Source organism: Pseudomonas sp. W2Oct36, from assembly GCF_041060465.1.
GTDB classification, from domain to species: domain Bacteria; phylum Pseudomonadota; class Gammaproteobacteria; order Pseudomonadales; family Pseudomonadaceae; genus Aquipseudomonas; species Aquipseudomonas graminis_B.
Genome location: NZ_JAUERW010000001.1, coordinates 201707 through 221700, shown reverse-complemented (window position 1 = coordinate 221700; position 19994 = coordinate 201707). Strand labels below are relative to the sequence as shown.

Sequence of the window (19994 nt, the reverse complement as noted above, 5' to 3'; positions counted from 1 at the left end):
ATGCCATTGCGATGCAGCTGTGTAGGTAAGAAAAATTGAGCAACGCCCAATTCCCGTCACGAGTGGGGCTGTGGCCGTAGAGGAATACCGTGATCGTACCGTGATCGAGCAGGAAAAGCGGCTATCGCGCCTGAGGGCTTGATGGCTGATGGTAACCACGGCGACAATTCACCCAGTCCACCACCAACACAAATAACGGACATGTCGCTGCATCCACCACAAGTCCTCCCCGTGCGGGCTTTGTCAGTAGTAACAGGGCATCATCGGACCTCAGATCGTCCAGGAAAATCAGCCGTGACCAATCTTAGTGAAACGCTTCGTGCAACTGCCAGAAAATGGCGAAATGCTAACCAGGATCATCGTGGCGGCGTCGTGCTGATCTGGCAAGGCGCAGTGTACGGCTGGAAGGATTCCTTGCGTGACGCGAGCGATGAGAGTCCAGGCGTATACGCTGTGAATGAAACAGATCACATTTTCATTGCCGAAGGCGGTGATGAATACAACGGTGCAAAAGGCTGGGTAGCGGCTTTTTTTGAAAGTTAGTAGGAAAAGTCGATGAGTACGAAAAAGCAATCTGCCCCGTATCCATTCCGACTGCCGACAGAGTTGCGCGAACGGCTGGAACACTGCGCGGTGGTGAATAACCGCAGCCTCAACGCAGAAATGATCGCACGTTTGGCGACAAGCTTACGTGAGGTTGAGAAAATCGATTTAGTGGTTGAAAACAACGTCATGCTAAAAGCGCTGTGCGCCAAGTTGGAAGTTCAGGCAGAAAGTTAGAGAAAAGTCTGCTGTGCACCACATGTCTTTGGCAGTAGCAGGGCGCGTCTTTCGCGTCCGAGAGTTCAACGGGAAGATCGCTTCCAGAATGTTGCCGATGTGCAAAAAGAGATCATAGATAGGTCATGGATGAAAGCAGAACTCAGTGATGCCCCGGAACGAATTACCCGAAGAGGCCACAGGCCCTGCGTGCAAAGTCTTGTCGCGTGCCTAGCAATAGGCAGTGTTATTGGAGTCAGCGCTTTGCTGTGGTCAACCCGATCGGAGCCCCACCGAGGAGTCGCGTCGATGGAATCCAAAGCTCAGGTGTTGAACGCAGAAGTGGACAGGGGCTCTGTCATACGCTCGAGTCCAACATCGTTGGACACGGGTCCTAACCCCGGGCCTCGGCAAACCAGCTTCAATAACCAGAACTTTGTTCCCACGGGCGCTCACAACATCGTCACCTTTCATCACAGCCCCTCTATCCCTCCTCGGGCTGAGTCTCCGCAGAAGGTCAAGCTGACGATCGTCGGGCAAACTCCCAGCATGAAAGATCGGGCGTGCTGGCCTTTCAGGCAGGGGAGTATTGAGTCCCGCAACTGTCGGCTTTCAGTGGGCCTCAAGCATCGCGACTAAGGAAAAAGAGTTAGCCGCGCACCGTACCGGCCGGCGATAACATCGACATCTTATAAGTGGATGAAGGCAGCTATAAGTTCTTCGAAGTGCCGGTTACCTATACCTCCGAAGTTGCGGTGAATTTTAGCGATGAATCCTGCACACTTCCCGTTTGATGGCTTTAAGCACACGTCTACGAATCAGCCCGCTGAAGGGGCGTATCAGGTACCAATACGGGCGAAATTGGCGCAGGGCAACGGCATCAAGGCACTGCACGCGTGTTTCCGTAACAAGGCGGGTGAGACCGTCACCAAGTTCATTGGCGCTGAATCCGAGCACTAGCCGCGCCGCGCCAGGCTGTTCGAAATGCTTAAAACTTTCAGCATCCGGGACGATTTCTTGGCCGTAGTCTAGCTTCCAAAAGCGCCCCGCCAGACCTAATGCGAGAGCTTTATCAGGAATGGTTCCAAGGTTGGTAAAGTTTTCAAGACTGAATGGCGGACGATTGCTAGCGGGAGCATTACCTAGCCTCCAAATTAACCGCTGCGGCATCTCGCGCAACGCGGTCATCGCCCGAACGAGTCGATCCTCGGTACTATCGTAGCTTTCGACAGCCCCCATTACTTGGGCAGCGGTAGCGCGAATATCGAGGGCGTGACGCTCACGAAAATGGTAATGAGGGAGGTAAATATCAAGCAGTTCCATTGCGTTACCTGCGGTTTTCGGTGCCCAACTCTAGCCATCAAGGCGATCGACACGCAAGGGGTATTTCGGCACTAGGGTATGCCTCCCCTCTCTCTCTTCTCTTAACAGGCGACACGATCAGCCCGGCAAGTAAACGCAATGACATAATAAGCGATCGCACTTTATTGACAGCATGTAAGCCCTCTAAGAACACAGGAAAAGACGCAAGAGCGCGTGGGGTAGCGCGTGATCAAACCGATGTATGAGGCTTGTGCATGGCACGATTAAAATTTTCTGCTAGTCGATATGGTTCCGTCCTCCTATCGCCGGATGCTTAAACGTGGCGAAGGCGGCGGCACCCCAGGCGTTGCTCAGGCAAATTAATTACGCAAGATGCAGACCGGCTCAACCAGAGGTGCCCATCGTTTATGTCAAGCTGCCTTTTGGCATGATTTTACAAGTAGAGCGTCAACATGGAGGATATAAACACCCAACTGGTGATTCTGCTGGTGATAAGGCTTTCGCCGCTCTAGCACTTGGTACGCCTTCTAGCGGGCGTTCATGGCAGAGTCCAAGGCGTGGAACGACCAACTCCTGTTGTGGTGTCTGAAATTATCGTCAAGCGATAGCGAATCTCGGTATCGCCGCCAATCTGGGCGGTCTTTTTCTGTCCTGCCAATGACTTTTATTGCGAGAGCAGATTGGGTTTGACAGAATTGAGAACCATTTCCATTAGTGATGCTCTCGATGGCAGTCAATTCCAGTGTCGCCAGCGTCAAGTTGACCGCCCGCCAAAGCCTGCTCCATCAGCTGTTCGGCGATCACCATGGGTGGTTGTTCGACCGGTTGCGGGCGCGATTGGGTTGCCCCAGCGATGCCGCAGACATGGCGTCGGAAACCTTTGCTCACGTGGTAGCACTGGATGATCCACATTCGATTCGCGAGCCTAGGGCACTGTTAACGACCATTGCCAAGCGCTTGGTGTACGCCAGTTGGCGCCGCCGCGATCTGGAGCGTGCCTATCTGGAGACGTTGGCCGGCGAGCCTGAGCAGTTTGCCCCGTCAGCAGAGCAACAAGCGCTCGCGGTCGAAGCCCTGGTCGAGATTGATCGTATGCTTGAGGGACTGTCGTCCCGGGCCCGGGCGGCGTTTTTGTACAGCCAGCTCGATGGCATGACTTACCTTGAAATCGGCCGCGAGCTGGGCGTGTCCGTGCCGCGTGTTCATCAGTACGTGGTCCAGGGGCTGCGTGCCTGTTTCGAAGCGCGGCTATGACTGCTGTACTGCCTGCTGCTGTGGATGAAGCCATTGCCTGGATGGCCTATCAGCGTTCCGGGTTTTTCGATGCGCAGCAGCAACTGTCTTTCGAGCAGTGGCTTGCGGCCGACCGACACCATCAGGAGGCCTGGCAACAGTTGCAGCTTCGGTTGCAGGCAGCGTTTGCCAGCGTTGACGGTGTGTCGGGCCGAATGTTGGCCAAGGACCGACTGGTTCGTCGTCGTGCCTTTCTGCGAGGGGCGTTGGGGCTATGCGGGTTGGCAGCTGGCAGTTATTGTCTGACCGGCCCGGGGAGGGGGCTGGCGGGACTGCGCTCAGATTTGAGTACCGGCACCGCCCAGCGTGAACGCATCGCTCTGCCAGACGGTTCGTCTCTGCTGCTCAACGCGCAAAGTGCAGTGAACCTGCGTTTCGGGGCACATAAGCGTGATGTTGAATTGCTTGATGGCGGTGTGATTGCCGACGTTCGGGCCAGCGAGCGGGATGCCCTGCGGCTGTGTTCTCGCCTAGGTACTGCGAGCATGGCCGAAGGACGCTGCATGATGATGCTCTTGCCGGAGGAGTCCCGTATCTGGGCGTTGAAGAAAAGCCTGCGGGTAACGCACATCAACGGCTCGGGTGCGACGTTGGCAGAGGGGCAGGGTGTACGGCTGACCGGCAGAGGTATCGAGCCGATCGGCAGGTCCGCGAACAGTGCTTCAGCGTGGTCGCAGGGCATGCTGGAGTCTCACGACCAGACGCTGGCAACGGTCATCGAGGCGTTGCGACCTTATCACCGAGGCGTGTTGACCCTCAGCCCCAAAGCTGCGCGACTGAAAATCTCCGGCGTGTTCAGCCTCGATCAAAGTGAACAGGTGCTGGCTGCAATGGCTGATGTGTTGCCGCTGCGGGTCGAGCATTTCCTGGGGTTCTGGACCCGTGTGTCCCTGAGCTGAGGTCCGCAAGAAAAAATTTTTCAATAGGCTCTTAATATTTCGCTGGCTCATCGCACAAGCAAGACAGTGCTGCGCCGTTTGCAGCTGTTCTGTCCTGACACCGGAGAGTCATTCACCCATGCGTCCTCAGTTCCTTTGCCCTTTGGCCATTGCTGTCAGCATTGTCGTTACGCCTGTAAACATCATTTTTGCTGCAGAGCCGGTCAGCGCGGCGGGGCGCCAGATGTACGCCTGGCTCGCAGGTCCTCTGGAGGCGACGCTTATCGCGATCGGTCAGCGCAGTGGTCGCCAGGTGGTGTTCCTGCCGGATGACGTCAGAGGGCGACAGGCCCATGGAGTTTCCGGCCAACTGACAGCAGAGCAGGCCGTCGAGCAGGCACTGCAGGGCAGCGGACTGTCGCTTTTGATTAGTGGCAGCGGCGCGCTGAGCGTGCAGCCGGAAACCGGTGCGCTGATGTTGGGTGTGTCGAACATCGATGCAGTGTCCGATCAGGAGTCGGCCTACGGTCCGGTCTATGGCTATGTGGCCAAACGTGCCGCCAGTGCGACCAAGACCGACACGCCACTGATTGAGACGCCGCAATCGATTTCCGTAGTTACCCGCGCCGAAATGGACGACCGCAAGAGTGACACCTTGGCAGATGCCTTGGGCTACACGCCAGGGTTTGTAAGCCAGCCCAATGGTTTCAGCCGGGTGGCGGACGATTACACCTTGCGCGGTTTCAACGTTGGCTCCGGGACTGGCAGTATTCTGCTCGACGGCATGAAATTGCAGTCCAGCGTCTACGACGGCGGCATTGAGCCGTTTGGTTTGGAGCGCGCCGAAGTGCTCAAGGGCGCTTCGTCTGTGCTGTACGGGCAGCTGTCGCCGGGAGGCATGATCAACGCCGTGAGCAAGCGGCCCACCGACACCCCGTTGCATCGGGTCGGCGTCGAATACGGTAGCCATGATCGCAAGCAGTACACCTTCGACCTGGCCGGCCCGCTGGATGAACAGGGTGAATTCTCCTATCGGCTCGACGGCCTGTGGCGCGACGCTGACACGCAGGTAGACCACATTCGCGACGACAAGCGCTACATCGCACCCTCTTTCACCTGGAAGCCGAACGACGATACCTCTCTCACTGTGCTCGCCAGCCACACCGAAGCACTCACCGGGCTGACGCCGCCGCTAACTTACGCCATGACCACCTACAGTCCAAACCCTGGACGCAAGATCGGGCGCGACGATTTTGTGGGCGAGCCCGGTTACGATCATTTCAACAGCCGCATCGATACATTGGGCTACGTGTTCGAACACAGCTTTAGCGACACGCTCAAAGTACGTCACGCCCTGCGCTACTACCAATCCAGGGTTTCCTGGAACTACCTGTTGCCGTTCAGCATTTCCGGTAACACGTTGAACCGCCGTTACAGCGAACGTGAAGAAACCTCCACCGGCTGGACCAGCGACAACAACGTTGAATGGAAGATCGACGCGGGCCGCTGGCGCCACACACTACTGGCGGGTGTGGACTACTACCACAAGACCTACGACACCCATCGCCACATCAGCGCCACAGTGGCGCAACTTGCTCCCCGCCTGAACCTCTCGACCTTTGCCTACACCGGGGTAGGGGCGAACACCGCACCCGAATCCGGGTGGGATATCCACAGCCGTCAGGTGGGTCTCTACCTTCAAGACCAGATCACCTTTGACGATCATTGGGTGTTTCTGTTGGGTGGTCGCCAGGACTGGGCAGAAAGCCGTAATTATTCCTTCGTCAATGGCGACCGTACGCCACGCAGTGACCAGAAACCTACCGGCCGTATCGCGCTGTTGTACCTGTTCGATAACGGCGTAGCGCCCTATGTCAGCTATAGCCAGTCGTTCCAGCCGGCCGATGTTGCCAACCCTGGCGTCGCGGGGACGTTCGACCCGATCGAAGGCGAGCAATACGAGGTCGGCATTCGCTACCAGCCACCGGGCAGCAACACGGTGCTCAGCGCGGCGGTCTACGAGCTGACACAGACCAACGCGATCACCTACAACGCCCTGAACGCGCAGTACGAGCAGTATGGCAAAAGCCGCTCCAAGGGGCTGGAACTCGAAGCCAAGACCGACCTGACTGACACCGTGAGCATGACGGCCAGCTACAGCTATACCGACGCGCATGTCTTGGAAGATAACGTCGTCACCAACATTGGCAAACGCCTTGAAGGGGTGCCTTACCACAACGCCTCGCTCTGGACGGACTATCGTCTGGCTGCGTTCGGTCTGCCGCAGGTCAAGATCGGCGTGGGCGCATTGTACACCGGTACCACCCGCACCACACCGACCGTCACTGATCGCAAGATCCCGGCCTACACCCGCTTTGATGCACGGGTCAGCTATGACATCGACGACCATTGGCAGTTGACTGCCAAGGCCCAGAACCTGACCAATGAGTCGTACCTGTCGTGCAATACCTCGTGCCGCTACGGCGACGAGCGCAGTGTCATCGGCTCTGTGAGCTACCAGTGGTGAGGCATGGCAGGCCCCAGCTGTCCGTTCGCTATAGGTTAGGGGTATTCTCAAGAATCCTCGCAGCGGTGATAGGCGGGTACGCCGTCACCGCGCTGTTCACCGCCTGCCTGGCCATCGGGTTGCCCCTTGTCGTGTTACAGCCTCGCGCCGAGACCGTGTTGGCAGCGACGTTGCCTGCCTTCCTGATTCTGTGCCTTGCAGCCATATGGGTTTTCGCGGCACGCTCGGCCAGGCGCGCCTGGCTGGGGCTGCTTGCCGCGATGTTGCTGCTCGGGGGCGTCTATGGGTGGTTGTCCGCCGTCTCCCTGCCCGGTGATGCGTGATGAAAGAAGGATTGCGTCAAAGCATGGCTTGGCTGCACACCTGGTCGGGGCTGGTTGTCGGCTGGCTGTTGCTGGCTATTTTCATGACCGGCACTGCCAGCTATTACCGCAGTGAAATCACCGCCTGGATGCACCCGGAAATTCGCCCCTCGGCGCCGATCAGCGAGGCCGCTTCACTCAAACAAGCGATGGACTGGTTGGAGCAGTGTGCGCCGGATGCTGCTTCCTGGCTGATTGATCTGCCCACGACGCGTCTGCCTGTGACTCAGGTCATGTGGCAAGGTGCAGGGGAGCGGCGTTACAACAGCGAGTGGCTTGATCCAGCCTCCACGCAGACGCTAACCCCGCGCAAAACCTTTGGCGGAGACTTCTTTTACGGGTTTCATTTTCAGCTCAGCCTGCCGTCGCAGATCGGCCGCTGGATCGTTGGCGTTGCCAGCATGGCCATGCTCATCGCCATCGTCAGTGGCGTGATTATCCATCGGCGCATCTTCAAGGACTTCTTCACCTTCAGGCCAGGCAAGGGCCAGCGCTCTTGGCTCGATGCGCACAATACTTTGAGTGTGTTAGCGCTGCCGTTCCATGCAGTGATCACCTACACCGGGCTGATCACCTTAATGTTCATGTACATCCCGTGGGGCGTCGATCTGGTCTATGGCCCCGATCGCGCAGCGTTCTTTCGTGACATTCGCGACTTCAGTGCCCCGCAGGTGCCGGCGCTCGGGAGGGCCGTTTTGGCCTCGCCCGAAACCCTCATTCAGCAAGCCCGGCAGCATTGGGGTCAAGAGCATATTGCTCGTGTGTCGATCACTGCGCCTGGAGCCGTCAATGCCCGCGTCGAGCTGTTCAGGGACACCCTGGATCACGTCTCATCGCAGCCGCAACGGCTGGTGCTGGACGGCGTGGGTGGTGAGTGGGTCGGCACGAACCCGTCAACGGGGCCCGTCAAGGCTTTCTACGGTGTGATGTACGGGCTGCACTTGGCGCATTTCGCCGATCCGCTGTTGCGTGTGTTGTTATTTCTCAGTGGGCTGGGCGGCTGCGCGATGATTGCCACAGGGCTGCAGCTGTGGGTGGTCAAACGCAGAGGCAATTCAAGGCGTGGGGTCTATCGGCATATTGAAGGCCTGAACATCGCGGCAATGCTCGGACTGCCCACGGCGATGGCTGCGTTTCTCTGGGCCAACCGGCTACTGCCCGGCGATATGCCCGCTCGGGATATTCGTGAAATACAGGCCTTTTTCTGCACCTGGCTGCTAACGCTACTGCACGCTCAAATGCGGTTGACCCAACATGCCTGGCGAGAGCAGGCAATGCTGTGTGCGTTGACGTGTGGTGGTTTACCTGTGCTCGATATCCTCACAGGTCCCAATCCAATAAACGGGCTGAACCTGGTCTGCGGACTGCTGGGAATGAGTTTTGCGGTTGTGGCCTGGCGGCTCTACCAACCTGCGCAGCAGTGCATACCACAAACTCGTGCGCCGGGTTCAAGGCCCCCCCGACGCGAGAGGCATTCATGAGCCTGCTGACATGGAGCGCTTTGCTATACGCGGCCCTGACGGCCTTGTGCCTGTCGCTAAACAGACACTACCGTGACGTCTTTAACAACCGACCGATATGGCCCAGCCAGCGGGCGTTGCGTTGGTTGGGGTTCACTGGCATTGCGGGATCGTTACTCTTTTGTATAGCGAGTGCGCCAGATGGCCGATCATGGGTCATGTGGTTCTGCACATTCGCGGTGTTGAGCTGCACTATTAGCGTGGGATTGGCTTATTTCCCGCGTCTCATTACGCTGGCCGGGAAGACAGCGGTGACGGTGTTCTTAACGGCTGTGACCATCGAGTTTTCTTTTTGAGAGGTTTGACGCTGCACTGACCGTCCGCTATCGACCGATTCTGTTGAAACAGTAGCTCTCCTGCTTGGCCTGAGGCAAAATCTGCTCATCGGCCAGCGGGAGAGTACGCAGCATGATGGGACAGTTATCGAGTGGGCAGGATCGGCTGTTTTACTCGTTCAACCTTGAAGACCACATCCCAACAAATCACCTGCTGCGCAGCATTGATCGGTGTCTCGATCTGAGCGACCTGCGCCACTATCTCGCCGATTTCTATAGCCCGATTGGGCGTCCTTCGATTGATCCTGAGTTGATGATCCGCATGCTGGTCGTGGGCTATTGCTATGGCATTCGCTCCGAACGGCGCTTGTGTGAAGAGGCCCATTTGAACTTGGCTTATCGCTGGTTCTGCCGGTTAAGCCTTGAGGATGAAGTTCGCAATCGCTGGACGTTTTCCAAGAATCGACACGGCCGTTTCCGGGACAGTGATCTGTTTCGCTGGCTGTTTAATGAGGTGCTGCGTCGCTGCATGGACGCGGGTCTGGTAAAGGGCGAAGGCTTTGCCGTGGACGCCAGCATCATCAAGGCGGACGCGAGTCGGCAACGTGGCGTGCCTGGCGATGAAGAGATCAACTGGCGCGACCCGTCTCTGAGCACTCGTGCTGTCCGTGAGTACCTCGAAGCACTCGATGAAGAGGCGCTGGCTTAAGCACTTCCCAAGCGCTTTTCGCTGACTGATCCCCTATCCCGTTGGACGGCGGCCCCGGGTGGCCCAGCGTTTTTCGCCTACTCCACGAACTACCTGATTGATGTCGAGCATGGCGTGATCATGGACGTAGAGCCGACACCAGCTCATCGAACCGCCGAGGTTGAGAGCACCAAGACCATGATTGACCGAGTCGAAGAGTTGTTCGACATCAAACCGGATCGCTTAATCGGCGTTACCGCTTACGGCACAGCACCGATGTTGGCCTGGATGGTGGAAGAGAAAGATATCGAGCCGCATGTGCCGGTGTGGGATAAAACCGAGCGTAAGGGCGACAGTTTTTCGATCAGCGACTTCCACTGGAACAAAGACGCTGAGGAGTATCGCTGTCCTGCTAAGGCATTACGTAGCGAATGGCGAGCTTTCAAGAACCTGCGCTCACACGTGACGAAAGCCAACACCATCAACTTCCGATCCAGCCAAACCGACTGCGCGACATGTCCGATGAAAGCCAAGTGCTGCCCCAACACTGCGGTTCGTAAGATCGCCCGCAGTGTTCATGAAGCGGCTCGCGATGTGGCTCGGCAAATCGCGAAGACGCCGGAATATGTGCGCTCTCGTCACGAACGTAAGAAAGTAGAAATGTTATTTGCCCACCTCAAGCGCATCTTGAAACTGGATCGCTTGCGACTACGCGGCATGAGTGGCGCGACTGATGAGTTCACATTAGCTGCTGCGGTACAGAACCTGCGCCGACTGGCCAAACTCATCTCTCACGGGCCGCCAACCACAGGATGGGTGCGCCCGAAATCAGCAAAAACCCTCAAATTAACCCACTGACAAAGCAGCAACGGTCAACGAAGTACCGAAAAACCACTTAACAGTGGTGAATAGGTTCTTTGATGAGGCCAAGCTCAGCGTCACGTTTCCTGAAAAAACGACTTTTTCAACAGAATTGGCCAAAAGCTGCCGGTAACACGCCGACCAACACGCGTTGCTTTATTGGTTGTTGCGCATGGCTTACCCCCAAACAAGGGCATGGTTTTGGGCGTATCAAACAGGCCCGCACAGGGCTACCTTCAGCATCTATCAAATGTACGCTGAGGAGTCGGAGAAGTGGAGACTGAACGAGGTATTGAAGAATGGAACGGTCGATGGTCGATCGTTGCAGGACGTGCTGTATGCACTGGCTGCATGGAAAGCCAAGCACTGGAAGACTGCGAAATCCCATTTCTACACACCGATACCTGCGGAGGCAGTGATGTGGAAGGTCATCATCCTTGGGTAGCGTTACACCACATTCTCGACAATGCGCGTGGGTGAGTTGTTGCTCAGTCCTCAACTCCTTCTATTAATACTTCACCTTATAGGTCGGAGAATCCTCTGGCCGGTTCTCTCTCCGGTCATAGATCTTGGTCGTGCTGATATTGGCGTGACCCAGCCAGGCCTGGACCTTGGCAATATCGGCTTCATGCTCCAAGGCGTTGGTGGCTGCGGTTGCTCTGAGTCCATGGACGCCTAGGCCGTCGACCTCAATACCGGCCTTTTTCGCGTAGGCTGCGACCACCGTATAGATGCCGTTGGCTGTGATACCGGCGCCGGTCAACTTGCCCCGCAACGGGATGAATAGCGGCACCTTCCTGTCCGCCAAATGATGCCCTGAGCTTTCCAGGTACTGATGAATGCGTCCAGCCGCCACCGGGTGCAGTGGCAGGTACCGAACCTTGCCGCCTTTGCCGTGCACCTTTAGATGCTGGATCCCGCGGCGCTCCTGAATGTCGCTCACCTGCAGCAGCGCTGCTTCTTCACGGCGTAGTCCGTGATAGAGAAGAACAGCCAATAGCGCCCGGTCGCGCTGCCCTTTAAGTGTTGCTTCATCCGGCGCCTCGAGCAGCGCTTTGGCCTGGTGATCACCCAGTGCCGGCGTCTTACCTTCGTTGCTTTCTATCCTGGGTCGTTTCACCCCGTGGACGGGATTGCCGCCGGCGATCGCATTGCTCTCCAGGAGGTGATCAAAGAGGCTGGCCAGCGCGGCCAATTTGCGGCGGATCGTGGCGCCGGCCAAACCGCGATGCTCGAGCTGGGCGCGCCAGGCCAGAACGTGCGATCGGGTCACCACACGAAACTCATCGGCCGAAGCCAAACCGACAAAACCGCAGAAGTCTTCCAGGTCATTTTGGTAGGCGCGTCGTGTTCGAGGGTTGTCGAGGTTGGCAAACCACTCGACTGCAGCGGGTACCCGAGCCAAATCCTGAAATTCGACCGCCGTCAGCCTACGCTGATCGTTCTGGGCGGTTTTCGTCAGTTCCTGCATATCTATCTCTCTGTTGGCACCGCTACGATCACTAATGGTCATCCCAGTCACAAAAACACCGCGCTAAGATTTCGGCGTACGAAGATCGGATAAACGGTAATAATCGGTGATAACGTATTTCTTACACCGGCAAGTAAGGCCAGCCTAGCCAGCTAGCCTGATTGATTGCGGGCAAACCTGCTCTGTCTCAGATGACCGCGTCGACCTCTGGAAGAACGTCTCTCGGCATGAACAGCGAAAAAGTTGTGCCGTGGCCTTCCTGGCTCTCAACCGTAAGGCATCCTCCCGCCTGGATGACATACCCGTAGACCATCGTCAGGCCGAGACCTGTGCCTTTTCCCTCTTCTTTGGTTGTAAAGAAGGGTTCGAAGATCCGCTCGATAAGCGCCACAGGCATTCCGGTGCCCGTGTCAGACACCTGAATTCGCACACACGATTGACCGGTTACCAGTAGGGAGCCCTTGGCAGCCATCTGTTCACTGACATCTACATTGGAGGTGCGAATCGAAATGGTGCCCCCTGCTGGCATCGCATCCCGGGCGTTGACCATCAGATTGAATACGGCGCTTTCCAGTTGGTGTGGATCGACCTTCGTCAGCCAAAGGTTGGACGCCAACTCAGTCTCATATAAGACCTTTGATCCCAAGCTTCCACGACCAAGCTCAATTAGCGAAGTGATTAACGGATTCACATTGATCACTTCTGAACCCAGCTTGTGCCGTCTGGAAAAAGCCATAAGCCGGGCTGTCATCGCACTCGCGGTCTGGGACGCGCGCAGTGCATTGGCCAGATGCTTCTTTGCATGGTCGGGCTTATCGTTTTTAAGGTAATGCTCAGCGAGACTTGCCGAGCCCGTTACGGCCGTCAGCATGTTGTTGAAGTCATGCGCGATGCCCGTGGTGAGCTGGCCTACGATTTCCATCTTCTGAGCCTGAAACCGATCGCTGATCATCTGGACCCTCTCTTCCTCACGCTGCCTAAGGAAGGTGACGTCCTGCACGCAATTAACGAAGCCGATCTGGTCTCCACCTTCGTCAAAAAGAGGCGTGACGTTTGCAATAACGTTGCGACGGCTACCGTCACGCCGCTCAACGATCACATCGACATTCAGTGCGGGCTCACCTGTGGCCAGAACCTGCACCATTGGCGTCTGGTCATGGGGCAGGTAGGTGCCGTCACCTGCATAAAGTCTGTGAGCGCCGCAGAACTTCACCTCGGGATCACCCTTGACTGGGGTCTCTCCCCAGATCTCTGCTGCTTTGAGGTTGTAAGCAACAACGACGGCATTTCGATCGCAGATATAGAGCCCGACGGGAAGGTGTTCAATCAGATCCTGGCTGTAACGAGCGTTCCAAGGACCTTGTGTAATCCGGCGATCAGAATTAAGCGCCATGGTGTACCTGTGCGTTGAGAAGCATGCAGCCGGATGGCCGACCTGCATTGTCTCAATTTCCTGCAGGAATCAGGAAGCAGGAATTCTCTAAACTTTGCGATAGCCATTAGCCCGTGCGTACAATCCACCTGGGTGCGTAAAGCGATGTGCTGATCCGCAGGTTAAATTCCAATATCGGTCGGGCCGCCGGTGAGGAATACCCGTGCCTGCGCCAAATACGCCCGCATCGACTGTTATCCCCCGGCCGCAAATCCTCACCAGCCGAGCATTGGCTGCGGTCGAGCGATTCAGTCATATCGAAGCCCTCAGTGGCGTCGTTCTTGTACTCGCCGCTATCGCTGCACTGCTCTGGGCCAACAGCTCGCCCAGCCTTTCCTATGAAACCTTCTGGCACACCACAGTCGCCATCACCATCGGATCCTTCAGCGTGGGTCAGTCGCTGCACTTCTTGGTCAATGACGGCTTAATGACCATCTTCTTTCTCGTGGTCGGAATGGAGATTCGTCAAGAGATCCAAGGCGGCGCTCTGTCGAACGCAAAGCTGGCAACGCTCCCGTTAGGTGCGGCACTGGGTGGTGTGCTAGTCCCTGCAGGAGTCTACCTTGCTTACAACATGGGTACGGCGTCTGCACACGGTTGGGCAGTCCCGACCGCAACCGATATCGCATTCGCCGTGGGAGTTCTTGCTCTGCTGGGCAAATCAATTCCAGCCAACTTGCGAGTCTTTCTGCTGGCTCTTGCAATCATCGACGACATTGCTGCAATCCTCATCATCGCGCTGTTCTACACCGCAAGCCTGCATCTTGTGGGGCTGGCGATCGCAGGCACAGGTCTCGCGCTTGTCTTTGTGATGCAAAGGATGGGAATCGGCTCGGCCTGGCTCTACTTGCTGCCGGGCTCGATTGTCTGGGGAGGCCTTCTCAAGCTCGGTGTGCATCCAACACTGGCCGGCGTGATCCTTGGGCTTGTAACACCTGTATGGTCGGCACCGTCTCGGGAGCGGCCACTCGAAATCATGTCTCAGGCATTCCGAGATCTCACGCACCGGGTAGACCAGGGCGAGAAGAAGGTCTCAGCACCACTCAAGCAAATCCGGCTTGCCGAGCGTGAAGTGATGCCCCCTGTGCAACGAGTTCAGGAGGCTCTCCATCCGTGGGTCGCTTTCGTGATCATGCCGCTTTTCGCACTGGCGAATGCTGGGGTCAATGTCCATGGTGCTCAGCTAAGCGATGCAGCTGTGGTTCCGGTCGTCTATGGCGTCGTAATGGCGTTGGTATTTGGTAAGCCCATCGGCGTGGTGCTCGCTACTTGCCTCTTGGTTCGCACGGGGCTTTGCAAACTGCCTGAACAGGTGACTTGGCGCGGGGTGATACTGGTAGGCCTGCTCGCCGGCATTGGCTTCACGATGTCGATTTTCATCGCGGGCCTTGCCTATGACGACGACCGTTTATTGGCAGCAGCGAAGCTGAGCGTGCTATGCGCTTCCTCTGCGTCTGCAGTGGTGGGTTTGCTGTGGGGCTTGTTCAACTTCAGAAAGCCGGCCAGTCGTTAGTTGGTACAGATATCATCCAACTCACCCTTACGTAACAGCGGAGTTTCGCAATGGTTGCTCGGTGGCAATGGCTGTTGATTCGCACGACCAGACGTCTGTGGTTCAGAGCGGGACTGTTTTCCCTACTGGGCGTTGTGACGGCGTTGCTGGCTGTGGTTCTCAGAGACCACATTCCTATAGACCTGCCTGGCAAGATAGGCGCTGATGCCGTCGACAAGATTCTGGGCATCATCGCGTCCAGCATGCTGGCGGTCACGACGTTTTCTCTAAGTACCATGGTCACGGCCTATGGAGCAGCCAGCACGGGCACCACCCCGCGCGCCACAACACTGGTCATGGAGGACTCGACCACTCAGAACGCGCTGTCGACCTTCATTGGCTCCTTTCTGTTTAGCCTGGTCGGCATCATCGCTCTAAGCACAGGTGCGTATGGTGCTCAGGGCCGGGTCATCTTGTTCGCGGTCACACTCGCCGTGGTGGTACTGATCGTCTACACCTTGCTGCGATGGATCGACCATCTGTCCAGGCTTGGCCGGGTAGGTGAGACGATCGACCGAGTCGAGGCCGCCACCATCAGTGCGCTCACTGAACGCTGCCAACTGCCTTACCTGGGCGGTTGCGCCTACCCGGAGCGACTTGTGCAGGTGCTGGGAGTGCTATCGATCAACAGTCGGGAAGTGGGCTACGTGCAGCACATCGACGTGCCTGCGCTGGACGCCTTCGCACAGAAACATGCTGCGTTGATTTATCTTGAGATACTGCCTGGCAGTTTTGTAAACGAAGGCGAACTGCTGGCACGGGTAATGAGATCGAACACCGAGCCGCTGGATGAACCTCAGGTGAGACAAATCCTATCCGCGATCACCCTTGGCGTTAGTAGAACGTACGAGCACGACCCCCGCTTCGGTTTGTCCGTATTGTCGGAGATCGCATCGAGGGCGCTTTCGCCGGCCGTAAATGACCCAGGCACAGCAATCGATGTAATAGGCAGGGGAATTCGCGCGTTCAATGCACAGGCGAGGTCTGGGACGCTTGAAAAGCCTGAAGCACAGTGCAGTTGCGTGCATGTGCGTGGGCTCTCCGTGGAAGAAATGTTTGACGACTTCTTTTCGCCGATTGCGCGTGACGGCGCAGCACTTATCGAGGTCAACATCCGTCTTGTCAAAGCGCTTGCAAGCCTTGCGCATTGCTGCCCGGCTTTGTACGCCGACTTGAGCGCCCGTCACATCGGCGTCGTCCTCGAACGGGCGGAGGCGGCGATGACTCTTGACGGTGACAAGGCGCGGTTGAGAGCGTGCATTGCCGCCTCGCTCCGGTGAACCGGCCCTCAGCCCTGGCGATCCGTGCTCATTTCCTGCAAGGAATAACGCGCTTCACCAGCGTTCCGATGCTCATGCCCTGAACCAAAATCGAGAACACGACGACCATGTAGGTCAGCGATACCACCACGTCCCGGGCATGCCCCGCTGGAAGTGACAGTGCCAGTGCTACTGATATCCCTCCCCGTAATCCGCCCCACGTCATAACGCTCCAGGCGCCGGCAGGCAGCCGAAAGCGTTTGCCCAGCACTGCGACGGGAGCGCCAACTGTCAGCAACCTGGCCAGCAATGTCAGCACGATAACGGCCAGTCCTGTGACAGCAAGCGTACCTGAGAAGTGAATCAGCACCACTTCCAGGCCAATGAGCACAAAAAGAACCGCGTTGAGGATCTCGTCAATCAACTCCCAGAACATATCAAGGTTCCTCTCGGTTTCTTCCGACATGGCGTAGGAGCGGCCTTGATTGCCAACGATGAGGCCCATTACCACCATCGCAAGCGGACCTGAGACGTGCAGATGAGTCGCCAAGGCATAGCCGCCAAGTACCGCAGCCAATGTGATGAGCACTTCTTCCTGATAGCTGTCGATGCTCTTGAGCATTCGATAGGTGATGTAGCCCAACACCGCGCCAACCAATGCGCCGCCGCCTGCCTCCTCGACCAACAGTTGTGAAGCACCAAGCACTGAGGGCGCGTCACCACTGACAATCATCGCCAGAATGAGCGAAAACAGCACGACGCTGACTCCATCGTTGAACAGCGATTCGCCCGATATCACCAGCTCGACGCTTGCGGGTGCACCTGCTGACTTCAAAATGCCCATTACCGCGATGGGGTCCGTTGGAGAGATGAGCGCACCGAATACCAGGCAGTACGAAAGGGGCAGAGCCAGGTCAGTAAGCGAGAGCAGCGCCCAAAGCGCAAAACCAATGAACAGCGTCGAAACCGTCGTTCCAATGACCGCCAGTGATGCAACTTGCCATCGGTAGGCACGTAGCTGCGACAAGTCTACGTGTAGTGCGCCAGCGAACAGCAGCAGCGATAACATGCCTTGCATCAACAGCTCTGAAAAGTCGATGGACTCCACCAGTGAGGTTTCGAATGTATGCAACGCTTCAAAACCCAGTCCACTGAGCGCCATGTTGACGAGCGAAAGCGCTAGCGCAATGCTCATCACGCCAATGGCGGGCGGCAAACCCACATACCGTCTGTTGAGAAACGCTAGCACCGCGGTGATGCTGAGAAAGACTGCGACGGTGTCCAACATCGGTCTACAACCTCCATGGATTAAGGGGGTGAGGGCGTTGCGTTGAAGTGCAACCCACCTGCTGTGGGCTCGGATTTGACATCGTATCTGTTAAAAACGCGAAATTTCAGTCGATGATCTGCTGACAATTACGAGGCGGTGCTGCACGTTGTTTTTCGGTTTGATCCTACCTCCTGAGCACGTTCACAAAGACAGCACCAGGACGCTAGTGGGGGTGGATGTCACAAGGGAGCCGTCGCTGGGGACGTGGTATCAACGAGCCGACGGGCAGCCATTATCCTTCAGGATTTCTAGCCGATAGCTTCAAGACCGGGCCTCTGGCCATCTTGCAGTGAGAAGTCCAATGCGGCTCAGAAATATAAACCTTGCTCCACGCGCCACCCTGTTTTTTTCGGCCATCATTATGCTGGTCGTGGTATTGGGCGTCATCGCCATACTGCAGATGGACAAGCTTCGCGATACGGAAAAGGATGTCGAACTCAACTGGATGCCCAGTATCCGGCAAACCGCGCTGATGAACTCGACCATTCTTCGCATACGCCTCGAGACGCAGCGGGCACTCGCGGACCCCCAAACCATTCAACAAACAGTCGACAAATTTCCCGGCTACCGCAAAGCCTCGAAAGATGCGGTATACAACTATGAGCCGCTCATTGCGAGTGATCGTGAGCGGCAATTGTTCTTGGCTGTAAAAAAGTCTTATGACGACTACGCCGGTCAGCTAGACCTACTGGAGCCTTTGCTGAAATCAGGCGATACAAGCGCCATTGTTAAGCTCGACGCTACCAGTATCCGTCCTCTGATAAATCAGATGGAGGATCAGATCGAGGAGCTGACTCAATTTAACAACGAAGGCGCCACCCTTGCCGGCGCTCAAGCGACGCAAGTTTATGACTCAGGCTTTTACCTCGTCGTCGGCTTGATTATCTTCGTCGCGCTCCTGACCCTTTGTTTGGCAACTCTACTGACTAAAACGATCACGTCGCCCCTAGGAAACGCTCTCGGTGTCGCTGAACGCATTGCCTCTAGCGACCTGACAAAAGAGGTTGAAGTCAGCGGAACGGATGAAGCAGGTAGGCTTTTGAGTGCATTGGCCAAAATGCAGCAGAACCTTCGAAGCACGATCATGCAGATCGGGGACTCCTCATCCCAGTTGGCTGCGGCATCGGAACAAATGACTGCGGTGACTGAGCAATCTAGTCTTGGCCTGGTGTCGCAGAACGATGAAGTGAATCAGGCCGCAACTGCCGTCACCGAGATGAGCGCTGCGGTAGACGAAGTGGCACGCAATGCCGAATCGGCTTCTGAAGAGTCCAGACGAGGCCAGGGCTACACGGAGGTTGGCCTGGAGCGCGTATCGCAGACCCTAAAGGCCATAGAGAAGTTGTCGAGCAATGTGCAGGACACCAGCGAGCAAATCACTGGCTTGTCCAATCGTGCACAGAATATTTCAACAGTGGTTGAAGTGATCAGAGCCATTGCGGAGCAGACCAATCTTCTTGCGCTCAATGCAGCGATCGAGGCCGCTCGGGCGGGTGAACAAGGCCGAGGCTTCGCAGTCGTCGCCGATGAAGTTCGAGCCCTCGCTCACCGCACGCAAGTGTCGACGCAAGAAATCGAACAGATGATCCAGGCTATTCAAAACGATTCCGACCAGGCCGTAAAAGCGATGGCCACCAGCAGAGAATTGGCTGCTGAATCCCTGAGTGTCGCTGGCGATGCCAGCAGTTCTTTTGACCAGATCGCCACCGCCATTACGAGCATCAACGAGCGCAACATCCTGATCGCCACCGCTTCGGAAGAACAGGCGCATGTCGCCCGGGAAGTTGATCGCAACCTGGTCAGCATTCGAGAGCTTGCCTCCCAAAGCTCGGCAGGCGCCAGCCAGACCGCAAGTGCGTGTAACGAAATGTCGAAGCTTGCGGTTAACCTGAATCAGCTGGTCAATCGTTTCAAGGTCTAAGGCATTCATACCTGATGGCGAGTTCGTCCGATATCTCTGGATGTCGGACGCTCAAACGGAGTGCAGTCTAAGCGCGAAGATACATGGCGGATCGAGTTTTTAGGCGTCAAACTGCGCTGAACTGGAGGCTGATCGTCCAGCAGTTCCAGTTGGCAAAATGCGAGCAGTGATGAACTATTACGCCTAAAAATAGAGTTTCAAATCAGGAGAAGGCCTCGTGAGCTATCGCCTGCTCAACTCAAGTCTTGATCCGCATCGTATGATTAGCATGTCGGGGGTACCACGCGATCTGCAGCAGTGCCTACGTACATGTATTGAGCGAATTAGCAGCGCGGAGAGCATTATGGAGCTGTGCCATGCCCATGGCCGCGCTTTAGGGTTCAGCACGGGTCTGGGCGTGGCTGAAGCAATCTCCGGTGCGCAGTTCAATGCGCTGGGTGTAGCCTTTGAAAGGGCTTTTGAAGACCGTCTTGTATCTTTAAAGGAGCAGCTGCCGCCGGTGATAAACTCAAACCAGTTAGATTCATAACGTCTGATGCTTGC

16 protein-coding genes and 1 pseudogene are annotated in these 19994 nt (G+C 56.6%); 13 read left to right on the top strand and 4 right to left on the bottom strand.

Annotated elements, in window-relative coordinates; all coding sequences use genetic code 11:
* Positions 1–294: 294 nt before the first annotated feature.
* Both QWI18_RS00985 and QWI18_RS00980 read left to right on the top strand, forming a co-directional pair.
* A complete protein-coding gene (locus tag QWI18_RS00985; RefSeq protein WP_369305673.1) occupies positions 295–543 on the top strand; it encodes a hypothetical protein in 249 nt (82 codons plus the stop codon).
* A gap of 12 nt (positions 544–555) precedes the next feature.
* Positions 556–780 (top strand): Arc family DNA-binding protein, encoded by a 225-nt coding sequence (locus tag QWI18_RS00980; RefSeq protein ID WP_369305674.1) that lies wholly within the window; start codon positions 556–558, stop codon positions 778–780.
* A 741-nt stretch (positions 781–1521) separates the two neighbouring features.
* Here QWI18_RS00980 and QWI18_RS00975 read toward each other — a convergent pair.
* A complete protein-coding gene (locus tag QWI18_RS00975; RefSeq protein ID WP_192173822.1) occupies positions 1522–2082 on the bottom strand; it encodes a hypothetical protein in 561 nt (186 codons plus the stop codon).
* Between the two features lie 726 nt (positions 2083–2808).
* Between QWI18_RS00975 and QWI18_RS00970 the strand changes: the two genes are divergently transcribed.
* The 7 genes and pseudogenes from QWI18_RS00970 to QWI18_RS00940 all read left to right on the top strand — a co-directional run bounded on the left by QWI18_RS00970 (position 2809) and on the right by QWI18_RS00940 (position 10483).
* On the top strand, positions 2809–3336 hold the full coding sequence (locus QWI18_RS00970) for a sigma-70 family RNA polymerase sigma factor (RefSeq protein ID WP_369305675.1): 528 nt from the start codon (positions 2809–2811) through the stop codon (positions 3334–3336).
* Positions 3333–4274: a FecR domain-containing protein gene (locus tag QWI18_RS00965; protein ID WP_369317944.1), complete on the top strand. Its 942-nt coding sequence runs from the start codon at positions 3333–3335 to the stop codon at positions 4272–4274. The genes QWI18_RS00970 and QWI18_RS00965 overlap by 4 nt, the downstream gene beginning before the upstream one ends.
* 118 nt (positions 4275–4392) lie before the next feature.
* Positions 4393–6780: a TonB-dependent siderophore receptor gene (locus QWI18_RS00960; RefSeq protein WP_369305676.1), complete on the top strand. Its 2388-nt coding sequence runs from the start codon at positions 4393–4395 to the stop codon at positions 6778–6780.
* Positions 6714–7103, top strand: coding sequence for a DUF3649 domain-containing protein (locus QWI18_RS00955; RefSeq protein ID WP_347876454.1), 390 nt, complete (start codon positions 6714–6716; stop codon positions 7101–7103). The genes QWI18_RS00960 and QWI18_RS00955 overlap by 67 nt, the downstream gene beginning before the upstream one ends.
* Positions 7103–8623, top strand: coding sequence for a PepSY-associated TM helix domain-containing protein (locus tag QWI18_RS00950; protein WP_369317943.1), 1521 nt, complete (start codon positions 7103–7105; stop codon positions 8621–8623). Before QWI18_RS00955 ends, QWI18_RS00950 begins: the two co-directional genes overlap by 1 nt.
* The gene (locus QWI18_RS00945) at positions 8620–8958 is read left to right on the top strand and encodes a DUF3325 family protein (RefSeq protein WP_369305678.1); all 339 of its coding nucleotides are present in this window, start codon (positions 8620–8622) and stop codon (positions 8956–8958) included. Before QWI18_RS00950 ends, QWI18_RS00945 begins: the two co-directional genes overlap by 4 nt.
* A 112-nt stretch (positions 8959–9070) precedes the next feature.
* Positions 9071–10483: pseudogene (locus QWI18_RS00940) on the top strand (transposase).
* Between the two features lie 511 nt (positions 10484–10994).
* On the opposite strand, the gene QWI18_RS00935 reads toward QWI18_RS00940, so the two are convergent.
* Positions 10995–11957, bottom strand: coding sequence for a tyrosine-type recombinase/integrase (locus tag QWI18_RS00935; RefSeq protein ID WP_369305679.1), 963 nt, complete (start codon positions 11955–11957; stop codon positions 10995–10997).
* A gap of 187 nt (positions 11958–12144) precedes the next feature.
* Positions 12145–13398: an ATP-binding protein gene (locus tag QWI18_RS00930; protein ID WP_369305680.1), complete on the bottom strand. Its 1254-nt coding sequence runs from the start codon at positions 13396–13398 to the stop codon at positions 12145–12147.
* 154 nt (positions 13399–13552) lie between these two features.
* Here QWI18_RS00930 and nhaA point away from each other — a divergent pair, with 154 nt between their 5' ends.
* Both nhaA and QWI18_RS00920 read left to right on the top strand, forming a co-directional pair.
* Positions 13553–14902 carry a Na+/H+ antiporter NhaA gene (gene nhaA / locus QWI18_RS00925; protein WP_369317942.1) on the top strand — a complete coding sequence of 450 codons (1350 nt, stop codon included), beginning with the start codon at positions 13553–13555 and terminating at the stop codon, positions 14900–14902.
* 50 nt (positions 14903–14952) lie between these two features.
* Positions 14953–16221 (top strand): DUF2254 domain-containing protein, encoded by a 1269-nt coding sequence (locus tag QWI18_RS00920; RefSeq protein ID WP_369305682.1) that lies wholly within the window; start codon positions 14953–14955, stop codon positions 16219–16221.
* Positions 16222–16249: 28 nt separating this feature from the next.
* Here the strand turns inward: QWI18_RS00920 and QWI18_RS00915 are convergent, their stop codons facing one another.
* Positions 16250–17488 carry a cation:proton antiporter gene (locus QWI18_RS00915; RefSeq protein WP_369305683.1) on the bottom strand — a complete coding sequence of 413 codons (1239 nt, stop codon included), beginning with the start codon at positions 17486–17488 and terminating at the stop codon, positions 16250–16252.
* 343 nt (positions 17489–17831) lie between these two features.
* On the opposite strand from QWI18_RS00915, the gene QWI18_RS00910 reads away from it, so the two are divergent.
* On the top strand, positions 17832–19451 hold the full coding sequence (locus QWI18_RS00910) for a methyl-accepting chemotaxis protein (RefSeq protein WP_369305684.1): 1620 nt from the start codon (positions 17832–17834) through the stop codon (positions 19449–19451).
* A gap of 217 nt (positions 19452–19668) precedes the next feature.
* Entirely contained in the window at positions 19669–19980 is a 312-nt protein-coding gene (locus QWI18_RS00905; protein ID WP_369305685.1) for a hypothetical protein, read from the top strand.
* Positions 19981–19994 lie beyond the last annotated feature (14 nt).